The organism is Myxococcus sp. AM010, from assembly GCF_013372585.1.
Classification (GTDB): domain Bacteria; phylum Myxococcota; class Myxococcia; order Myxococcales; family Myxococcaceae; genus Myxococcus; species Myxococcus vastator.
Map to the genome: position 1 here is coordinate 72,369 of NZ_JABXEO010000024.1, position 19,242 is coordinate 91,610.

General features: G+C 69.6%; 12 protein-coding genes. 5 read left to right on the plus strand and 7 right to left on the minus strand.

Annotated features, from left to right (window positions below):
* The 3 genes from HV826_RS14430 to HV826_RS14440 are packed head-to-tail and all read right to left on the minus strand — an operon-like array spanning nucleotide 1 to nucleotide 3,636.
* A complete protein-coding gene (locus HV826_RS14430) occupies nucleotides 1–1,551 on the minus strand; it encodes a hypothetical protein (RefSeq protein WP_176417584.1) in 1,551 nt (516 codons plus the stop codon).
* Between the two features lie 11 nt (nucleotides 1,552–1,562).
* On the minus strand, nucleotides 1,563–2,240 hold the full coding sequence (locus HV826_RS14435; protein ID WP_368670921.1) for a hypothetical protein: 678 nt from the start codon (nucleotides 2,238–2,240) through the stop codon (nucleotides 1,563–1,565).
* Nucleotides 2,230–3,636 carry a hypothetical protein gene (locus HV826_RS14440; RefSeq protein WP_176417585.1) on the minus strand — a complete coding sequence of 469 codons (1,407 nt, stop codon included), beginning with the start codon at nucleotides 3,634–3,636 and terminating at the stop codon, nucleotides 2,230–2,232. The genes HV826_RS14435 and HV826_RS14440 overlap by 11 nt, the downstream gene beginning before the upstream one ends.
* Nucleotides 3,637–3,790: 154 nt before the next feature.
* Between HV826_RS14440 and HV826_RS14445 the strand changes: the two genes are divergently transcribed.
* The 3 genes from HV826_RS14445 to HV826_RS14455 all read left to right on the plus strand — a co-directional run bounded on the left by HV826_RS14445 (nucleotide 3,791) and on the right by HV826_RS14455 (nucleotide 7,421).
* Entirely contained in the window at nucleotides 3,791–4,714 is a 924-nt protein-coding gene (locus HV826_RS14445; RefSeq protein ID WP_303623583.1) for an SDR family oxidoreductase, read from the plus strand.
* A 113-nt stretch (nucleotides 4,715–4,827) separates the two neighbouring features.
* On the plus strand, nucleotides 4,828–6,279 hold the full coding sequence (locus HV826_RS14450; protein WP_176417586.1) for a metallophosphoesterase: 1,452 nt from the start codon (nucleotides 4,828–4,830) through the stop codon (nucleotides 6,277–6,279).
* A gap of 20 nt (nucleotides 6,280–6,299) precedes the next feature.
* Nucleotides 6,300–7,421, plus strand: a complete 1,122-nt coding sequence (locus HV826_RS14455; protein WP_176417587.1) for a heparan-alpha-glucosaminide N-acetyltransferase domain-containing protein — start codon at nucleotides 6,300–6,302, stop codon at nucleotides 7,419–7,421.
* A 1-nt stretch (nucleotide 7,422) separates the two neighbouring features.
* Here the strand turns inward: HV826_RS14455 and HV826_RS14460 are convergent, their stop codons facing one another.
* A complete protein-coding gene (locus HV826_RS14460) occupies nucleotides 7,423–7,911 on the minus strand; it encodes a VOC family protein (protein ID WP_176417588.1) in 489 nt (162 codons plus the stop codon).
* Between the two features lie 143 nt (nucleotides 7,912–8,054).
* Between HV826_RS14460 and HV826_RS14465 the strand changes: the two genes are divergently transcribed.
* Entirely contained in the window at nucleotides 8,055–9,809 is a 1,755-nt protein-coding gene (locus tag HV826_RS14465) for a von Willebrand factor type A domain-containing protein (protein WP_176417589.1), read from the plus strand.
* Nucleotides 9,810–9,901: 92 nt separating this feature from the next.
* Entirely contained in the window at nucleotides 9,902–10,597 is a 696-nt protein-coding gene (locus HV826_RS14470) for an expansin EXLX1 family cellulose-binding protein (RefSeq protein WP_176417590.1), read from the plus strand.
* Nucleotides 10,598–10,607: 10 nt separating this feature from the next.
* Here the strand turns inward: HV826_RS14470 and HV826_RS14475 are convergent, their stop codons facing one another.
* From HV826_RS14475 to HV826_RS14485, 3 genes are all read right to left on the minus strand, one after another.
* Nucleotides 10,608–16,166: a DNA repair ATPase gene (locus HV826_RS14475; protein ID WP_176417591.1), complete on the minus strand. Its 5,559-nt coding sequence runs from the start codon at nucleotides 16,164–16,166 to the stop codon at nucleotides 10,608–10,610.
* A 142-nt stretch (nucleotides 16,167–16,308) separates the two neighbouring features.
* The gene (locus HV826_RS14480) at nucleotides 16,309–18,471 is read right to left on the minus strand and encodes a hypothetical protein (protein WP_176417592.1); all 2,163 of its coding nucleotides are present in this window, start codon (nucleotides 18,469–18,471) and stop codon (nucleotides 16,309–16,311) included.
* A gap of 114 nt (nucleotides 18,472–18,585) precedes the next feature.
* On the minus strand, nucleotides 18,586–19,242 hold a 657-nt coding region (locus HV826_RS14485; RefSeq protein ID WP_176417593.1), incomplete at its 5' end, for a hypothetical protein.

The window sequence follows — 19,242 nt, forward strand, 5'->3', positions numbered from 1 at the left end:
TCACGTGGGCAGGAAGCCGCTCGCATCGGGCAGCCCGCTGCCGGAGGTGTCGACGCCCATGGCCGTCAGGATGCCGGAGAAGATGTCCGCCTCGTTCGACTCCAGCTTCCCCGGCGCGGGCGCTCCCGTGCGTGGGTCGAAGCCGTAGGTCAACGTCGTGTGCGGATCGACTCCGCCCAGCACGGTGTTGCCCCGGAGCATGGGTGAGAGCAGCAGGAAGCCATTGTTGAGGTCATGCCCGGTGCCGAACTCGGTGGCATTCAAGGCGCGGGGCCGCGTGCGGCCGAACTCGGTGGCGACGTAGATGAGCGTGCGGTCCCAGAGACTCTCGCCGGACTCCGCATCGAATGGCTCCGCCTTGAGCAAATCGATGAGCCGGTCGACCACGCCCAGCACGCGCGCCCACATGAAGGCCTGCCCGGTCCGGTGGTCGTTGTGGCTGAAGTCGAAGGCCAGCGGCGGGTTGGCGATGCCCGTCTCCCCGCCCACCGCGACGTTGAACGAAGGCCCCAGCGTCACCGTCACCGACACCCGGTGCTTGAGCAGCAGGAAGGCCAGCGCCGCCTGGCCCTCCACGGGGTCCGTGAAGTAATCCGGGAAGGCCGCGCGAAGGCGCGCTCCGTCCGGGGAGCTGGACAGTCCGTACTCGGACAGGGGAAGCCGCGGCGGCGCGTCCGGCAGCACGTTGAGGCGGTTGATGAGGTCCTTCTGCTCCAGCGCCGGCTGCCCGACGCCGCGCTGCTCATTCCACCGCCGGAGCGCGGGCGCGTTCTCGAACGTCTGGCCGAAGACGGAGCGCGCATCGAGCGTGTTTCGCGCCTCACGCGCCAGGGCCACCACGTCTTCTGGCGGCACGTCCTTGAGCCCCTTGCGCCCGTCGAGCCCCAGGGGCCACAGCGACGGGTTCGTCACCACCTCGCCGTAGCAGTGCGCGGGCAGGGAGGCGTCCGTCCCCCGCTCCGCGTACCCGCCCATGCCCATGTTCACGTTGGGGAGGGGAAAGCCCGCGCCGTACTGCAAGGCCACGCACTCCTGCAGCGTCCTTCCCCGCCACGCCGAGCTCCCCGTCAGGCTCCGCTTCTGCGCGATGACGTGGTTGACCGAGGTCCCCACCGACGTCGCCACCAGCATCGACGCCTTGTGCTTCGTCACGAAGGGCAGCTGGTCCGTCCTCACCGGCACGGGGATGTTTCCAAGCCGCGGACTGCTCACCTGCACCGCCCTGAAAGGCGAGCCCAGCACGCTCTGCACCTGCCCCTCCGCGAACGTGTTGAGCCGGGCCGCATTTGGCCCCGCCTCCGACGCCCGGACCGCGAGGAAGCTGTCGATGATGGAGGCGCCGCCCGCCGCCCCCACGACGATGAGGAAGCGGGGCTTGCCGTCGAGCCGCGCCTGACGGACTCCGCCACGCTGCCCCAGCGAACCGGGCGTATCGAGCGCCTCGCGGCATCCGGTCAGCAGCGGCCCCAACACCGTCGAGCCCGCGGCGCACAGCGACAGCGCCCGCACCAACTCCCGGCGCGAGAGCCGGCCATCTTTGCGAAGTGACATGGAAGGCTCCTTCAGAAGAAGACGGACTCGGCGGAGGAGAGGACGGCGAAGCAGACCGCGGTCATCCAGTCGCGGCCAGGACGCGTGCTGCCCGCGGCGTCGATGTCCGCGGCGAGCTGAATCCAGGCGTCCACCTCCTCCGCCTCGGCGTCACGCTGGAGGCCGCGTTGGTAGAGCGCGTGGATGGCGGCTCGGACCGGCGGCCCGGCCCGGTCCTCTAGCCGGCCCTGGGCATCCAGACCGACGCCCTTGAAGATGACGGCCGCCGCCGGCGCGCTCACATCGAGCGCGACGCGCTGGGTGCAGCCCGCCAGGGCCATTCGCTCCACGGCGATGGGCGTCGTCACCCCCGTGACGGGCAGTGGCTCATAGAAGCCGCTCTGGTACGGCTCCACGCCGCCCAGCGTGACGGTGTGGACGAACGCCGCGCAGGGGTACTGCCCCAGCTCGTTGCACAGCCCCGCCGGAGGCAGGTCGAGCGCCGCCGCGAAGTCCGTCGTCAGCCGTTCGGGCCCCTTGAAGCGAAGGTTGTTCCGGGTCGACCTGGCGACAGCCACGGGCGTGCCCGCGTCCGACTCGTTCCCCACCGGGGGGACTCCGGCATCCACGTCCAGCACCGTGGCGATCGGCTGCCGCGTGCAGCCCGCGAGCGCGAGCACCGCCATGACAACCAGCGTTTCAGGGCGCACCGTAGGCCTCCGTGCGAATCAGGTCATGAAGCATGCGCTGCACGCTGTACTGATGCGTGCCCTTGAAGCGCTGCCACAGGGTGACGAACTCGGCCTGCTCCTCGGCCGTCGGCGGGTGCCCCACGAGCAGCTTCCAGTAGTCGGTGACGGCGGAGCTGGCGAAGGCGTCGCTGTTGGCGCCGACCTGGGCCCACTCGACCAGGTCCCTCACGGGCTGGCCCAGCAGGAAGCCAGCCTCCGGTATCTGGGTGATGTCGGGCGCCTCGGCGCTGAAGTACCGCTCGATTCGGTCGGGCACGTAGCGCGCCGAGGCGGCGCCGGCGATGCCGTTGTAGTTGCGGAAGGGATAGCTCAGCGGGTCCAGCGTCGCATGGCAGGCGGCGCAGGCCGGCGCCTGGACGCCCTTGGCGTCGTAGTCCCGAGGCTCACCGGGGATGCTGTAGAGCCCCTCCTGGAGCGCGATGTCGAGCCCCAGGTAGGCGCGGTAGCTCTGCGACGCGGCGTTCCGGGGCAGCGCGGTGAACATCACGAAGGACGTGAGGCTCCACGCCGAGGTGAGGTTGCCGGCGCGGCGGCCCTCCTCCACGAACTGAGAGGGCAACGCCAGCGTCGCGGTGTAGCGCGTGGGCTCCGTCTGACGGCTCACGAAGTACGTCGCCGTCATCACCTCGCGCGCATCGTGGTGGTCGAGCTGGGCGTAGGCGTAGAGCGCGTAGTCGTCGTAGTAGTCCGCGAGCGGAATCGGGCCCGCGTCCTCGCCCGACTTGATGGAGCCCACCGGACGAATCTTCGGGTGGGCCAGCTTCCAGAGCTGCCCGTCCTTGCCCCGCCAGAACTCGCTGCCCGTGCAGCGCTCCAGCTCCGCGTCGATGAACTCGCGCTTGCTGTCGTCCCCGCGCGCGGCGAAGTCCTGGAGCTCCGCGTAGGTTGGCGACCGTCCGCAGAAGTCGAGCAGCACCCGCCGGTAGGCGAAGCGCAAGTCATAGCGGCAGATGTCGTAGCCGGGGTTCTGCCCCGCCACGCAGTCCCCGGGCTCCGAGGCGGGCACACTGGCCGGGTCCGCGGGCAGCGTGCCGCGCAGCAGCTCCTCCACGTTCGTCACGCCGTCGCCATCCGTGTCCTCGGGCTCGACGGCGCGCAGCGCGGCAGGCAGGGACAGGGAGAAATCGCCATCCGAGAGCGGCCTGGGCGCACCGGGCGCCAGGTGGGGCTCCAGCGCGGCGCCGAAGACGTTCCGCTGCGGAGGGGCCGTATGGCAGAGCGTGCAGGCCGGCTGCTGTCCGGTGCAGGCCGGAGCCGAGGGATAGGTGGCACAGACCACGCCTCCCGCTGGCGGTTTGGCGAGCGCGGCCCACGGCGGACAGAGGGCGGCGCCCAGGATGAGTCGTCGAATCACGCAACCTCCTCGCGAGACGTTGAACAGGTGAGCCGTGAAAAGGTTGCGGTGCGTTCTTGCGCGAACCGCGCCAACTCGCCCAATCATGACAGGAGGTGTCAACAACCCTCCGTAGGCTCTCCCCGTAGTGCGCACATTCCAGGAGGAGGCAGGCATGCGGGACATGAAGGATTCGCTGAAGGGACGCGTGGCGCTGGTCGCGGGCGGCACGCGTGGGGCGGGACGGGGCATCGCGGTGCAGCTCGGCGCGGAGGGCGCCACCGTCTATGTCACGGGCCGGACGACTCGAGCGCAGCGCTCGGAGCAGAACCGGCCGGAGACCATCGAGGACACCGCCGAGCAGGTGACGGCGGCGGGCGGGCTGGGCATCGCCGTGCGGACGGACCACCTGGAGCCCGAACAGGTCCAGTCATTGGTGGAGCGCATCGACCGGGAGCAGGGCCGGCTCGACGTGCTCGTGAACGACATCTGGGGCGGCGAGCACATCTTCGAGTGGAACAAGAGCGTGTGGGAGCACTCGCTCGACAAGGGGCTGCGGCTGCTCCGGCTGGGTGTGGAGACGCACCTCATCACCAGCCACTTCGCCCTGCCGCTGCTCATCCGCCGCCCGGGAGGGCTCGTCGTCGAGGTCACCGACGGCACCGCCGACTACAACGCGACGAACTACCGCATCTCCACGTTCTATGACCTCGCGAAGGCCTCTGTCCTCCGGCTGGCTTGGAGCCAGGCGCGGGAGCTGAAGCCCCATGGCGCCACCGCCGTCGCGCTGACGCCGGGCTGGATGCGCTCCGAAGGCATGCTGGAGCACTTCGGCGTCACCGAGCAGAACTGGCGCGACGCCACGGTGAAGGAGCCCCACTTCGTCATCTCGGAGTCGCCGGCCTATGTCGGCCGCGCCGTGGCCGCGCTGGCCTCTGACGCGGACAAGGCCCGGTGGAACGGTCAGTCCCTGTCCAGTGGCCAGCTCGCGCGGGTCTACGGCTTCACGGACCTGGATGGCAGCCAGCCCGATGCCTGGCGCTACGTCGTCGAGGTCCAGGACGCGGGCAAGCCCGCCGACGCCACGGGTTACAGGTAGACACTGCCCAAGGTGGGTCTTCCACGACCGCAACCCAGGTGCTATTGATTTCCTCGCAATGCTCGTTTTGCGGACATCCCTGTCCGCGACACACCTCTTGCGAGGAGACACCTTTGAGACACCTGAAAACCGCGGTCCCCGTGGCACTGCTGGGCCTGCTGGCGGCGTGCGGCGGCCCGGTGGAGTCGCGGCCCGAGGTCGCCAGCGCCGAGTCCGCGCTGAACTGCGCCTCACTGAGCCGGGCCGTCCATCACCGCATCAAGCCGGCCACCGGAGACAGCCTCTACACGCTCAACGCGAACGAGGCCGCCAACGCCGCCACCACCTGGGGCTACACGGAAGACCGGGGCGTGGCGTTCCTCGCCGCGGCCTCCACGGGGACGGGGCTGTCCCCCGTCTACCGCATCTACAGCCCCAGCCGGCAGGAGCACTTCTGGACCATCGATGAGGCCGAGCGGAACGACCTCATGCAGAACGGGGGCTACACGACGAACGAGAACGTCGGCTTCTACGCGTCGAAGACGGCCGCGGCGTGCCTCGTTCCCGTGTACCGCTTCTCCAACACCACGCTGCGCAAGCACCGCTTCGCCATCACCGAGGCCCAGCGCGACGCGCTCGCCTCCGCCGGCTGGGTCAACCAGGGCATCAAGTTCTACGCCGCACCCGAGTCCGCGCCGCCGGTCGACACGAAGTTCACCTTCGCCGTCATCCCCGACACGCAGAACGAGGTCCTCACCACGCCCCCCACGCGGCTCGTCCACCGGTACCAGTGGCTGGTGGCCAACCAGGCCTCGCTCGACCTGCGCTTCGTGCTGCACACGGGCGACGTCGTGAACTGGGACACGCCGGACCACATCCAGTACGTGCGCGCCAGCGAGGCCACCGAGCTCCTGGACGCCGCCGGCCTCCCCTACGTCTACGCCATCGGCAACCACGACACGGCGGCCGTGTGCCCCGGCGGGAGCGCCTGCCCCGGCAACGTCAACGCCAACCTGCGCGACACCTCCACCTTCAACGCGCACTTCCCGCTCACGCGCTTCACCGCGCTGCAGGGCGTCTACGAGCCGGGGAAGGTTGACAACTCCTTCCACACGTTCTCCGCGGGCGGCCTGGACTGGCTGGTGCTCAACCTGGAGCTGTGGGCGCGCACCGGCGCCGTCGACTGGGCGAAGACGGTGCTGGCGCAACATCCGCGCCACAACGTCATCATCAACACCCACTCCCACCTGAATGGCGGCGGCGCCATCGAGCAGCGCAACGGCGGCTATGGCAACAACAGCCCGCAGTACGTGTTCGACCAGCTCATCAAGCAGTACGCCAACGTGCGGTTCGTCTTCTCAGGGCACACGGGCAACGCCGCGTACCTTGCCAGCACGGGGGTCCACGGCAACGTCATCCATCAAATCCTGACGGCGTATCACGAGAACACCTCGAACCTGACGCGGCTGGTGGAGGTGGACACCGCGGCCAACACGTTCTCCACGCGGGTGTACTCGCCGATGACGAACGCGGAGAAGCAGGACGGCTCCAAATTCACCATCAGTAACGTGAGCTGGGTCCGCTGATGCTTTAGGGTAGGCGGTCCGTGACGTCTACGCCCGCCTCCCCTGCCCTCGTCTCACGTGATCGCATCCGAGCCATCGACTGGCTCCGGGGCATCGCGGTGCTCTTCATGGTCCAGACGCACACCCTGGCCCTGCTCACGCCCGAGCTGCGGCAGAGCGAATGGGTCGCGCGGCTGCTGCGCGTCGACGGGCTGGTGGCCCCCGCGTTCATCTTCTCCGCCGGCTTCGCCACCGCGCTGATGATGGTCCGCAGCGCCGCCAGCGGCGTGCTCCGCGAGCGCGTCCACCGCAACCTCCGCCGCGCTGGCGAGGTGCTCGCCGTGGCCACCCTGGTCAACTGGGCGTGGTTCCCCCTGCTGCGCGAGCCGCGGTGGCTCTTCCGCATGGACATCCTCCAGTGCGTGGGCCTGTGCCTGCTCATCGTCCTGCCGGTGGCCGCGCTGCTCTCCGCGCGCCCCAGGGTGCTGAGCACCGGCGCCTTCGTGCTGGCCATGACCACCTTCGCCGTGTCACCCCTGGGCGAACAGGTGGATGGCCCCTGGGCCACGCTGACGGAGAAGTCCTCCTTCGCGCCCTTCCCCCTCCTGCCCTGGCTGGGCTACGCGTGGCTGGGCGTCTTCGCGGGAACGGTGGCGGGCGCCTGGGGCCGCGCCGGGCTCATCAAAGCACTGCTGGTGCTGATGGGCCTGGGCTTCACCGGCGCGGTGCTCGGTGACTCCCTCTACGACCTCTACCCGCCCCATCGCTTCTTCGTCGCCAATCCGTCCAACGCGGCGGCGCGCTTCGGCTGGGTGAGCACGGCGCTGCTCGTGTTGACGTGGCTGGAGGCTCGAATCCCCACGGACGCGGCGCCGTCCCGGCTGCGGCGCTTCGTGGAGGTGTTCGGCACGTCGTCGCTGTCCGCGTACTTCTTCCACGAGATGCTGCTCTTCTACCAACTGGGCGGCGTCTTCTCCTTCCAGCGCTTCTGGGGAGACCGCAGCGGCTGGGGCCAGTACTGGGTGCTGACGGCCGTCATCATCGGCCTCACCTTCGTCCTGTGCGTCGCCACGGTTCGGCTGGAGCGCGTGCTGCGGCCCGCGCTCCGGACCCTCTCGTGGCGGCTGTTCAGGCAGGGCCCGCACGCCTCCGCCGGACGCTGACTCAGGGGCCCGCGGCGGAGAGCGACTCGAAGGCGGCGATGACCTCCTTCGGCGCCTGCACCAGCTCGATGAGCACGCCCTCTCCGCCGAAGGGGAACTGCTCGCTGCCCTTGGGGTGGATGAAGCAGATGTCGAAGCCCGCGGCGCCCTTGCGGATGCCGCCGGGGGCGAAGCGCAGGCCCTGGGACTCCAGCCACCGCACGGCCACGGGCAGGTCGTCCACCCAGAGGCCCACGTGGTTGAGCGGCGTCTCATGGACGCGGGGCTTCTTCTCCGGGTCCACGGGCTGCATCAGGTCCACCTCCACCTTGAAGGGGCCCGCGCCCGCGGTGACGATGTCCTCGTCCACGTTCTCGCGCTCGCTGCGGTAGGTGCCGTGAGGCGTCAAGCCCAGCAGGTCGACCCAGAGCTTGCGGAGCGGCGCCTTGTCCGCGCCTCCAATGGCGATCTGCTGGACACCCAGAATTCGAAATGGCCTGGCGGTCTGCATGGCGCGGCACCCTGTCAGACGGGGGTGCTCCAGACAAGGACGCCCGGCGCGGGTGTTCGCCGGAAAATTCATCCGGCCGTAGACCCATTTTCTCGGGCCATGCGTTTTCGGGAGGCGACCTACTCACCGACCTTGGAGCCTCGATGTCCCCCTTCTCGCTGAAGCGCCAACTGACTGTCTGGGGAAGTGCCCTGCTCGTCGCCGGCACCCTGCCCGCATGCCACAGCCGCAGCCCCGCCGCCGACGAGCGCGTCACCGTCCAGCGGCCCGCTCCCGCGGCCCCGAAGGACGGCACCGCGCGCGTCCAGGAGTACGAGGAGTCCACCAGTGACAGGGACATGGCCGAGCCCGCCGTGGGAACGGCGACCCCCGCGGGTGCCCCGCCGCCGAACGCGGTCGCCAGGCCCATGCCGCGCTCACCGGCGCCGGAGGCTGCCAAGCGGCGCGAAGCGCGCCCCATGAAGTCGGAAGCCGACGCCTTGGCGGGCGCGCCCTTCAAAGGCCAGCCCCGGGACGACGCCGCCCCCGCGGGCGGCAACACCTTCGAGGCCTGGAAGGCCAATGCGTTCATCGAGACGGTCAAGGACCCGCTCTCCACGTTCGCCGCGGACGTGGACACCGCGTCGTACACGGTGTCGCGCCGCTACCTCGTCAACGGCCAGCTCCCGCCCGCGTCCGCCGTCCGCGTGGAGGAGTTCGTCAACTACTTCAAGTTCCGCTACGCGCCCCCGGAGACGGGCGCCTTCGCGGTGCACCTGGAGGGGGCGCCCTCCCCCTTCAATGCCCAGCGCCACTTCCTGCGCGTGGGCGTGCAGGGCAAGGTCGTCTCGCGCTCGCAGCGCAAGCCCGCGCACCTCGTGTTCCTCGTGGACACCAGCGGCTCCATGCACTCGGAGGACAAGCTGCCTCTCGCCGTGCAGGCCATCAAGGTCGCCGTGAAGAACCTCAACGAGAACGACACCGTCGCCATCGTCACCTACGCGGGCAACACCCGGGACGTGCTGCCGCCAACGCCCGCCACCGACGTGAAGCGCATCCACGCCGCGCTCGACTCGCTCACGGCCGGTGGCGGCACGGCGATGGGCTCCGGCATGGAGATGGCCTACCGCCACGCGGTGAAGAAGGCCTCCGGCAGCGTGGTGTCCCGCGTCGTCGTCCTCACCGACGGTGACGCCAACATCGGCCGGAATGTCAGCGCCAACGCCATGCTGGACAGCATCCACAAGTACACGGCGGAGGGCGTCACCCTCACCACCGTGGGCCTCGGCATGGGCAACTACCGCGACGACCTGATGGAGAAGCTCGCGGACAAGGGCAATGGCAACTGCTACTACGTGGACAGCCTGCGCGAGGCGAAGAAGGTGTTCGAGACGCAGCTCACCGGCACGCTGGAGGTCATCGCCAAGGACGTGAAGTTCCAGGTGGAGTTCAACCCCGCCGCCGTCCGCCGCTACCGGCTGGTGGGCTATGAGAACCGCGACGTCGCCGACCACGACTTCCGCAACGACAAGGTGGACGCGGGCGAGATTGGCGCCGGCCACAACGTCACCGCCGTGTACGAGGTGGAGCTGACCGGTGAGGCCACCGAAGCGCTGGCCACCGTCCGCGTCCGCGCCAAGGCGCCCAATGGCACTGAGGCCTCCGAGCGCGAGTTCCCCTTCGAGCGCAGCAAGCTGCGTGACACGCTGGCGCAGGCGTCGCCGGACTTCCGCTTCGCCGTCGCCGTGGCCGCCACCGCGGACGTCCTCCGCGACAGCCCCTCCGCGGAGGGCTGGAGCCTGGCCGCGGCCGAGAAGCTGGCCGCGGGCGCCACCGAGGGTGACGCCGACCGCCAGGAGTTCGTGCGGCTGGTGACGCAGGCCCGCGCCCTCAAGGGCGCCTCCGTCCAGGGCCGCTGACCCCGGGGCACAAGCCCGCATACACGTCGGGGTGGAGGGTGCCTGGGGCCCCTCCACCCCGATGCCGTTTCGAAGGGGTATGCTGAGCGGCCATGCACCTCCTTCGCTCGCAGTCCCGACGCTTCCTCTTCCCTGTCGCCACGGCGTTCCTCGCCTGTGGCGGTTGCAGTGACGACCCGTCTGGCGGCGGCGCGCCGCTGGGCGAGGAGCAACAGGGCATCGCCACCTTCTACGACGCCAACGGCTCCGGCAACTGCAGCTACGAGCCGACGGGTGACTTGATGGTGGCCGCCATGAACACGCCCCAGTACGCCAACAGCGCGGCCTGTGGACAGTGCGTGGACATCACCGGACCCAAGGGCTCGGTCCGCGTGCGCATCGTGGACCGGTGCCCGGAGTGTGAATCCGGCCACCTGGACCTGAGCCGGGAGGCCTTCGCCCGCATCGCGGAGATGCAACAAGGCCGGGTCAACATCACCTGGACGCCGGTGTCCTGCGACGTGGCGGGGAACCTCGAGTACCACTTCAAGGACGGCAGCAATCCCTGGTGGACCGCCATCCAGGTCCGCAACCACCGCCTGCCCATCCAGAAGCTGGAGTGGCGGCGCGGCACCGGCGGCTGGCAGGACGTCCCGCGCGAGAGCTACAACTACTTCGTCAACTCCAGCGGCATGGGCGACGGCCCCTTCTCCGTGCGCGTCACCGCGGCGGACGGCCAGCAACTGGAAGACACGCTGGACAGAGTCCTCGACAACCGCAGTGCCGAGGGCTCTGGCCAGTTCCGCTAGCGCGCGCGCCTCAGCGCCGCAGCATGGAGCGCAGCAACTCCAGGGCCTCGGTGACGTTCTGCCAGACCTGGAGCGACTTCATGACGCCCTCGCCCTCGCCCTGGATGGCGCGGCGCGAGGCGCGCTCCAGCGGCAGCAGCACGCCCTCCACCAGCTCGATTTGACGGCTGAGCTCGGCGGGTGACGGCCCGCTGAGCGCGGTGCGCTGCAGGGCTTCCGCGGGCACGTTGGCGGACACATTCACGGGCCGCTCCGCCAGCGCGGTGATGGCGCGGGAGAGCTGCTCCATGTACGGGCCGAAGTCGGGCGCGGGCACCGGCGCCGCCATGCGCACGGTGGGCGCGGACTCCGGCGGCTCCGCGGGCCGCTCGGCTTGCGCCGCCACCCGCTCCGTCAGCGCCTTGAGCAGGTGCGCCATGTGCTTGAGGTACGGCGTCAGGTCCGGCCCCGCGGCCACGGGGGCCAGGGGTGCGGGCACGGCCTTCGCGACGCTCACGGACTCGCGGCCCACCTTCGCCACCTCCAGCACGGCCTCTCGCAGGGACTCCAGGCGAGGCAGCACCTCCACCACCGGCCCCGGCTGCGCGTCGCGGGCCTGGCTGGCGGAGACGTGGTTGGCCGCCTGCACCACCGCGTCCCGCACCGCGCCCAGCTGCTCCTCGATGCCGCTGAGCTGGCCGGTGACGCGGGCCACCGGGTCGTCTTCCTTGCCGCCCATGCGCTTGACGCGCGCGAAGCCCTGCTTGATGTCCTCCCAGCGCTTCGCCTTCTCCGGCGTCAGGCGCCCGCGCATCTCCGCCAGCTTGAGCAGGTTCTGCTCCGCCGCCGTCGTCAGCGTCTGGGACTCGCCCTGGTAGTGGTCGTCGATGAGCCGCTCGAGCTCGTCGTCGGTCATCGCGGAGACAATCTTCTCCGTCAGCTTGTTCATGTTGCGGTAGCTGCCCTGCAACTTGAACGCGGGCTCGGCGCGGAAGCGCTCGTCCTGCGCCGCCGAGGCGATGTACTGCAGGTTCACCTTCAGCAGCACCGACTGGGCCCGGAACATGCGCTGGAACACCGCGACGATTTCCTGGAGCTCCGCCGCCGCGTAGCCGTGCTTCAGCTCGCCCGTCTGGACCTCCTCGCCCTGCGCCATGCGAATGAGGCGGTGCGTGTCCGCCGGATCGCGCGTGGCCAGCGGCGCCGTCACCGTGTTCGACGTGAGCGCGTTCTCGATGTAGCTGAGCGCGAACAGGTGCTCCTTGCCGTCGAGGATGTCACCCAGGTTGTAGGTGTCCGCGCGGTTGGCGAGCATGTCCGGGATACGAAAGCGCTCACCCGTCTCCGTGTACGGGTTGCCGGCCATGACCACGCAGAACTTCTTGCCGCGCAAGTCGTAGGTGCGCGTCCGGCCGTTCCACACGCCCTCCACGCGGCGCTGGCCGTCGCACAGGGAGATGAACTTCTGGAGCAGCTCCGGGTCCGTGTGCTGGATGTCGTCGAGGTAGAGCATCACGTTGTTGCCCATCTCGAAGGACAGGTTGATGCGCTCCACCTCCTGCCGGGACGTGGCGTTGGGCGCCTCGGCCGGATCCAGCGACTTCACGGAGTGCCCCAGCGCCGGGCCGTTCACCTTCACGAAGGTGAGTCCCAGGCGGCTGGCGACGTACTCCATCAGCGTCGTCTTGCCGTAGCCCGGCGGCGACATGAGCAGCAGCATGCCCATGCGGTCCGTGCGCTTGCCCTCGCCCGCCGCGCCCAGCTGCTTCGCCAGGTTGGCGCCGATGAGCGGCAGGTACACCTCGTCGATGAGCCGGTTGCGCACGAAGGACGACAGCACCTTCGGCGTCAGCTCCTCCAGGCGCAGCTTGCGGCGCTCGCGCTCCAGCAAGTCCCTGAGCAGCGCGCGGTAGGCCTGGTACTGGGGCACGCGCACCTGCCGGAACTCGCCCAGGCGCGCCAGGAACTCGTCCAGGCGCAGCGGCAGCTTCCGGTCCTGGATGCGCGAATGGTTGCCCAGCAGCGCGGAGACCTCGGTGGCCGTCAGCGCGCCCGCCGTCTCACGGTCCAGCTTGGCGCCGGTGAGCAGCAGCACCGCCGTCTCCAGCGCCACGTGGACGGAGTCACCCGGACCGCCCTCGCGCTGCGCGAGGTAGCCGTCCAGCCACACCCGGGCGAGCTCCAGCCGGGCGCCCAGGTCCTTCTCCAGGCCGCGCAGGTCGTCCTCGAACGAGGACCGCGTCCCGTGCCGATCGAGCTCATGGAGGAACGCGTCCCGCAGCGCCACCGCCTCGCCGCTGGTGGTGAAGCGCGGGTGCTCCGCGCCCAGCTCCTCGACGAGGTAACGGCCCGCCTGCCGCGGCTCGGCCGGCGAGTGCGCCAGGCCGTTCGCGGTGAGGAACGCGGCGATGCGCTCACCCAGGGCCTCGCCCACCTCGGCCAGGCTGCCGCCGGACGCGAAGGTGGTGCGCAGCCGCGCCAGGCTGCGCGCGCGCCGCTGGAACAGGGCGCGGGCCGCCTCGTCCGCGTCGAAGGCCCAGTACAGCGCCGCCCAGGCGCGCGGCGCCGGCGCGAAGCGCAGCAATCCAGCCCCCTGGTGCAGCCCCAGCAGCTTCTCCAGGATGGAGACCGCGTCCGCGTCATGGACGCCGCGCTCGTAGCCCTCGTCGAAGCGGTCGGCCGCGTACGCGCGCACCTTCTCCAGCAGCGTGCCGCTGATGAGCGCCTCGTGTAGCGCGTCCAGCGACTGGCCGCGCTTGCCGTCCTCCGCGTCCGCCAGCAGGCAGCCCGCGAGGTACTCGGAGCGGTACACGCCCGGCGACTCGGAGACCAGGTGCTGATCCCAGAGCTCGCGGTACTTCAGCAGCTCCGCGTCCTCTACCTTCTGCGCGTAGTCCGTGCCGGTGAGCTGGAGGTACAGCTCGCCGTCGCGCGGCAGCAGCGTCAGGTCCAGCGGCTGCGTGTTGACGTTGAAGCGGTGCGTCCCCAGCTTGATGACGTTGTCGCCGTCCGCGAACAGATCCTGCCTGTCCCGCAGGGCGCGCAGCGCGTCCTGCCTGGCGGACTTCACGCGCGACAGCACCTCGTCCGCGCGGACGCTGTCCTGAAGCTCCATCAGCTGGTCGGCCAGCTGGCGCAGCTTGAGGATCATCGCGTCGGAGGCGTAGTAGCCGTTGAGCTCGTCGTCCGTCTTGAAGGACCTGGCCCGGCGCTGCACGCCCTGGAGGATGCGCTCCGCGGCGCCGAAGAGGCTCTGCGCGCGGCGCTGCCGTTCGTCCAACAGCGACTGCTTGCGCGCGCCGAAGGCCTCCAGCAGCTCCTCGCGCTTCTGGGTGATCTGCTCCAGGAACTCGTCGAACTCGCCGAAGCGGCCCTCCAGCTCCTCCAACTGCACGGTGAGGCGGGACATCGCCTCGTCGCAGCGCTCCGGGCTGTCCGCCTGCGACAGCGCGCTTTCAATGCTCTGCCCCAGCAGCTTGAACTGCGCGCCGAACTCCGCGCGCTTCTCCCGGCCGGACAGCTCCTTGCGCTTGGCCGCGAGGCTGGCGCGCACGCGGTTGAGGCGGCTGAACAGCTCGGAGATGCCCTCCAGGATGCGAGCGCGGGCCAGCGGGTCCCCCACCTGGAGCCCGCCGACGACCTCGCCCAGGACCTCCAGGCCATGAGCCGTCCGGTCCACGTCCTCGCCCAGGGGCGCCAGCTCCACGGACGTCTGCACCGGCTCCAGCTGCGCCAGCAGCACATCCAGCCGTTCGGCCAGCGGCGCCAGCGCCTCGCCTGTCTGGAGGAACTCCACGCAGGCCGTGCTGACCCGGTCGGACGCCTCCACCACCGCGGTCTCCAGGACGTCCACGCGTCCCAGGTCCATGTAGCGGATGTCCTTCAGCGTAATCAGGTGCCCGCGCTGCTTGCGCAGGTCCGCCAGCGCCTGCATGAAGGCTTCCGCGTTCGTGAGGTTCTCCGGCTGGACACGCACGAGCAGCGTCTGCTGCTCGACCTCCGCGGCCGACAGCGCCTCGGTGGCGCGCTTCCGCATCGCGACCACCTTCTCGAACTCATCGATGATGAGCTCGGAGGTGCGCCGCAGGGTCTCCACCGGCTCCTGGAGGCCCGTCTCCTCATGGCCCAGCCAGTAGTACGCGTCCAGCGCGCGGGTGGCCGAGGACACCAGGTCCTCATACGTGCGCCGGGTGGGCTTCTCCGACTTCGCGACGCGCTGGAGCGTCAGCGCGTCGGAGATGCCGCGCACCAGCTCCGCGTTGCCCACCTTGCCCAGGTAGCCCGGGGCCGGCGGCGCCGCCGCGGCGTGCTCCGCGGACACGAACGGGGTCTGCCACACCTGCATCGGGTGGACGCGCGTGGGCTCGTCCGACGTGGAGCGGAAGATGACGAGCTGCCCGTCGGCGAACAGGCTCATGCCGTGCGCGACCAGGGGGTTCTGCACCTCCTTGCGCACCAGGTTGTACGGGAAGAGGACGTAGCAGCCGTCCGTCCGCCGGTGGAAGATGTAGAGCACGTCCTCGCCGTTGGGCGAGCGGATGGCGCGCTTGAACTCCATGCCCTCCGACGCCGCGGCGCCGTCGAAGACCTTGAAGTCTCCCGTCTGGAGGTAATAGCCGCCCGGGAAGACGATGCCCTGGTCCTCCGGCAGCCGCACGCACGCCTGACCAATGGCGTCGATGCGCACCACGTGCTGCGTGCGCGCGTTGAAGACGAGGTAGCGGTGCGCCTTCTCCCGGAACGGCAGCACGCGCAGCAGGATGAGCGTGCCCACCTTGGCCCAGGCGAACTCGGCGTCGTCCAGCGACTGGTCCGGGTCATCCACGGGCTCGTTGTAGATGCCCATGCCGGTGGAGGTGTTGTCCTCCACCTTGATGGTGAGGTCGCCCTTCACCGTCTCCACGAACACCTGGTCCAGCACGTTGACGTGCGGGTGCTGGCCGGTGACGTAGTTGTCGCGCGTGGCCACCGTCCACTCGAAGTCGTGCGACGGCGGGAAGACGTGGTCGCGCTCGCCCTGGTTGTCCAGGTAGGTGGCGAGGCCCTCCACGTCCAGGCTGAAGCGGAAGACCTTGATGTCGCGCAGCGACTGGCCCGTCTGGAAGATGGCCAGCAGGCGCGAGTCCAGCTTGCGAATCTGGAGGAGCTTCGCGTCCTTGTAGTACTTGTAGAGCTCGCCGAAGTCCTTCACGAAGCGCGGGTCCGCCAGGAACCCGCCGGCCTCGGAGTCGGGCACGGTGGAGAAGTCGTACCCGTCGGCCGTCTTCTCGAACTTGTGCAGGGAGAACACGTCGGACACCGACGTCTCCCGCTTCAGGCCGATGAAGACGTTGTAGCCGAAGAGCAGGTACTTGCCGACGCTGGCGATGTCGCACGGGACGCAGTTGTGCTCGGTGCGCACCCGCTCGTTGCCGATGACGGCCAGCTCCGTCCCACCGAAGAGCGCCTTGCGCCGCCCGTTGAGGTCCGTCGCCTTCGCGCCCAGCGCGTCCGCCTGCGACAGAAGCCGCGAACGGATGACCTCGTAGCTGCCGCCTTCCAGCGCCGCTTCGCCCGCGGGCGCCGCGCCCTTGCCACCGTCAGTTGCCATGAATGTTCACCGGAAAAGCGAAGACCCCCACCCCCGCACCCTCCCGAGCGGAGGGGCGCCACCCCGGAGGGGAGGCCGGAGTGAGGGTCGTCTTACGGCCGTGCCACCGCCGCCTGTTCACGGCGGTGGCCCATTGGGACTGTCAGCCCTGCTTGTCGACCGTGCCCGGCCGCGCCACGTCTTCCACCAGCGCCTTGAGGCCGGCGGAGGTCGCGGCGACGGGGCTGGCCGCCATCTTGTGCAGCAGCGCGGCCACGGCCAGGTTCTGCGCGTCGTTGCTCAGGCCCGGCTTGGAGAGGATCTCCTTCAGGTCGGCCGGCAGGTCCTTCTCGCCGTTGAGGTAGCCGCCCAGCGCCGTCTTCAGCGCCTCGCCGTGGTCCAGCGCGCCGTCCACCGCGGTGCCGAACGACACCGCCTTGACGAAGCGCTCGAAGAACTGGCCGTCGCCGCCGACGATGTTGAACTTCGCGTTGGCGAACGCCTTGGACAGCACCTCGGCCTGCGCGTGCGCGATGTCCTTCTTCGCGCGGATGGACTCCAGCTCCACGTCGCGCTCCTTGTTGAGCTTGAGGCGGAACTCCTCGTGCTCGCGGCCGACGCCGTCCATCAGCTTCATGGACGCGGCCTTCTCGGCCAGGCCGCGGGCCTCGGCCAGCAGCTTCTCCTGGATGGCAGCGGCCTCGGCCAGCTGCTTCTCGCGCGTGGCAATGGCCTCCGCCTCGCCGCGCTTCTGGATGGCGCCGGCTTCCGCCTCCAGGACGCGCGCGTTGGCCAGACCCTTCTCCTGCTCACCCGCCGCCTCCGCCAGCAGCTTCTCGCGGACGACGTTCGCCTGAGCGTGGCCCTGCTTCTCGATGGCGCCCGCCTCGGCTTCCTTCACGCGGACGTTGACCATGCCGAGCTTCTCCTGCGCCTGCGCGTCGGCCTCCTTCACGCGGACCTCGGCCAGCCCCTGGGCGGCGGCCTCGGCCTGGACGCCCTCGGCCAGACGGACCTTCGCCTTCGCCGTCTTGTCCGCGGCCTCCAGCTCGGCCTCGGCCAGCGTCAGCTTCTCCTTGGCGGTGAACTTGGCCACCTCGTTGGAGGCCTCGGCGGCCTTGATGTCCTTGACCAGCTTCTCCTGCGCCTGCGCCTCGGCGGTGATGAGCAGCGCGTCCTTGCGGCGGGTGGCCTCGGCCTTCACGCGCAGGTCCTTGATGCGCTCCTCCTCCTCCGCCACCGTCTTGTCCACGACGATGCGGGCGCGCACCACGTCGGCGATGAGCTTCTTCTCGACCTCGAGCGCCTTCTCCTTGGCGATGCGCTGCAGCTCCGTCTCACGCTCGCGGTTGATGGCTTCCAGGGCGCGGTCCTTCTCCACGCGCTCGGTCTCCACGGCCACCACGCGCTCGCGGTTCTTCTGCGCGACCTCGATCTGCCGCGACTTGTTCTGCTCGTTGATGTTGATTTCTTCCTCGGCCTTGATGCGCGCCAGCTGGGCCTTGGCGTACTCCTCCTGCTTCACGCGCTCGGCCTCGGCCGTCTCGCGGGCCTGGATGCTGTCGATTTCGCGCTTCTGCTTCGCGGCGGCCTCTTCACGCTGACGCTCGAGGGCGAAGATGGCCTCATCCGCCTCCACGTTGCGCTTGGTGACGGCCATGCGCTCATCCTGGCGCAGCTCGTTGGTGAAGACGTTCTGCTTCGTCGTCAGCTCGGTGATCTTCCGGATGCCCTGCGCGTCGAGGATGTTGTCCTTGTCCAGCATCTCGACCGGGGTCTGCTCCAGGAAGTCGATGGCGCAGTCCTCCAGCATGTACCCGCTGAGGTCACGGCCGATGACGTTGACGACCTGGTCCTTGATCTCCTCGCGCTTGGTGTAGAGCTCCTCGAAGTCGAAGCTCTTGCCCACCGTCTTGAGGGCCTCGGAGAACTTGGCCTCGAAGAGGTTCTCCAGCGTCTCCTGGTCGGAGGCGCGCGCGCAGCCAATGGTCTGCGCCACCTTCAGCACGTCCTCGCGCGTCTTGTTCACGCGGACGAAGAAGGTGACCTTGATGTCACCCCGGATGTTGTCCCGGCAGATGAGGCCTTCCTTGCCGCGGCGGTCGATCTCCACCGTCTTCAAGGAGATGTCCATCACCTCGGCCCGGTTGATGATGGGGAACACCACCGCGCCGGTGAAGGTGACGACCGGCTCGTTCTTCAGCGTGTTGACGATGAGCACCTTGCCCTGGTCCACCTGCCGATAGAGCCGGACGATGGTGAGGAGGATGCCTCCGAGGAGGATGATGCCACCGATGCCGGCAGCGACCGCGGTAATGGGGTCCATGGCCATTTCCTGATTGATGATGACAGCGGGCCTTGTATCAGGCGCCGGAGGTCCCCCGCAAAAGCCCTCCGGCGTCGAATCTGACGGTCGCCCCCTCGGCGCGACCGGTAAAACTCAGCCTCGTGCCTTCACGCGAGCCAAGGCCGCGGCGCGGGCCGGGTCCTGGAGCTGTTCCAGCTCCTCCGGCAGCAACCAGTCGACCGGCTCCACTTCGTAGACGCGCCGTTCCGCGTCGTACGCGAGGATCAGCGCCGGCTGGCCTCGCTTGAGCTCATTGGGCTTCGCGCAGACGACGTTGAGGATGACGCCCGCCCCGCCGTCCTCGAAGGTCGCGTGGCCCGTCCTGGCCGTCACGCTGCCGCTGGAGATGGTGCACACCCGCCCCATCAGCGCGTCGCGCCCCGGGGCGCGTTTGGTCACGAACACCGGCCGCAAGGGCCGGACCGCGAAGCCCGCCGTCACCATTCCCGCCGCGAAGCACCCCAGCCCCAGGCCGCTGCTCAGCAGCCACGACGGCACCACCCCGCCCAGCGCCGCGTGCAGCGGCTGCGCGCTCATCACCGACAGGAACCAGGCGATGAACGCCACGAAGCTCACGGACACGGTGATGGGGATGCCCGCGAAGCCCATGGCCGCCAGGACTCCGCCACCGTCGACGTCGAAATCCGCATCATGGGCACCCAGCGCCTTCGCGCCGCCCAATGCCTTGCCACCGCCTTCGATGGCCCCACCCAATGCCTTGCCACCCCCCTCGATGGCCCCGCCCAATGC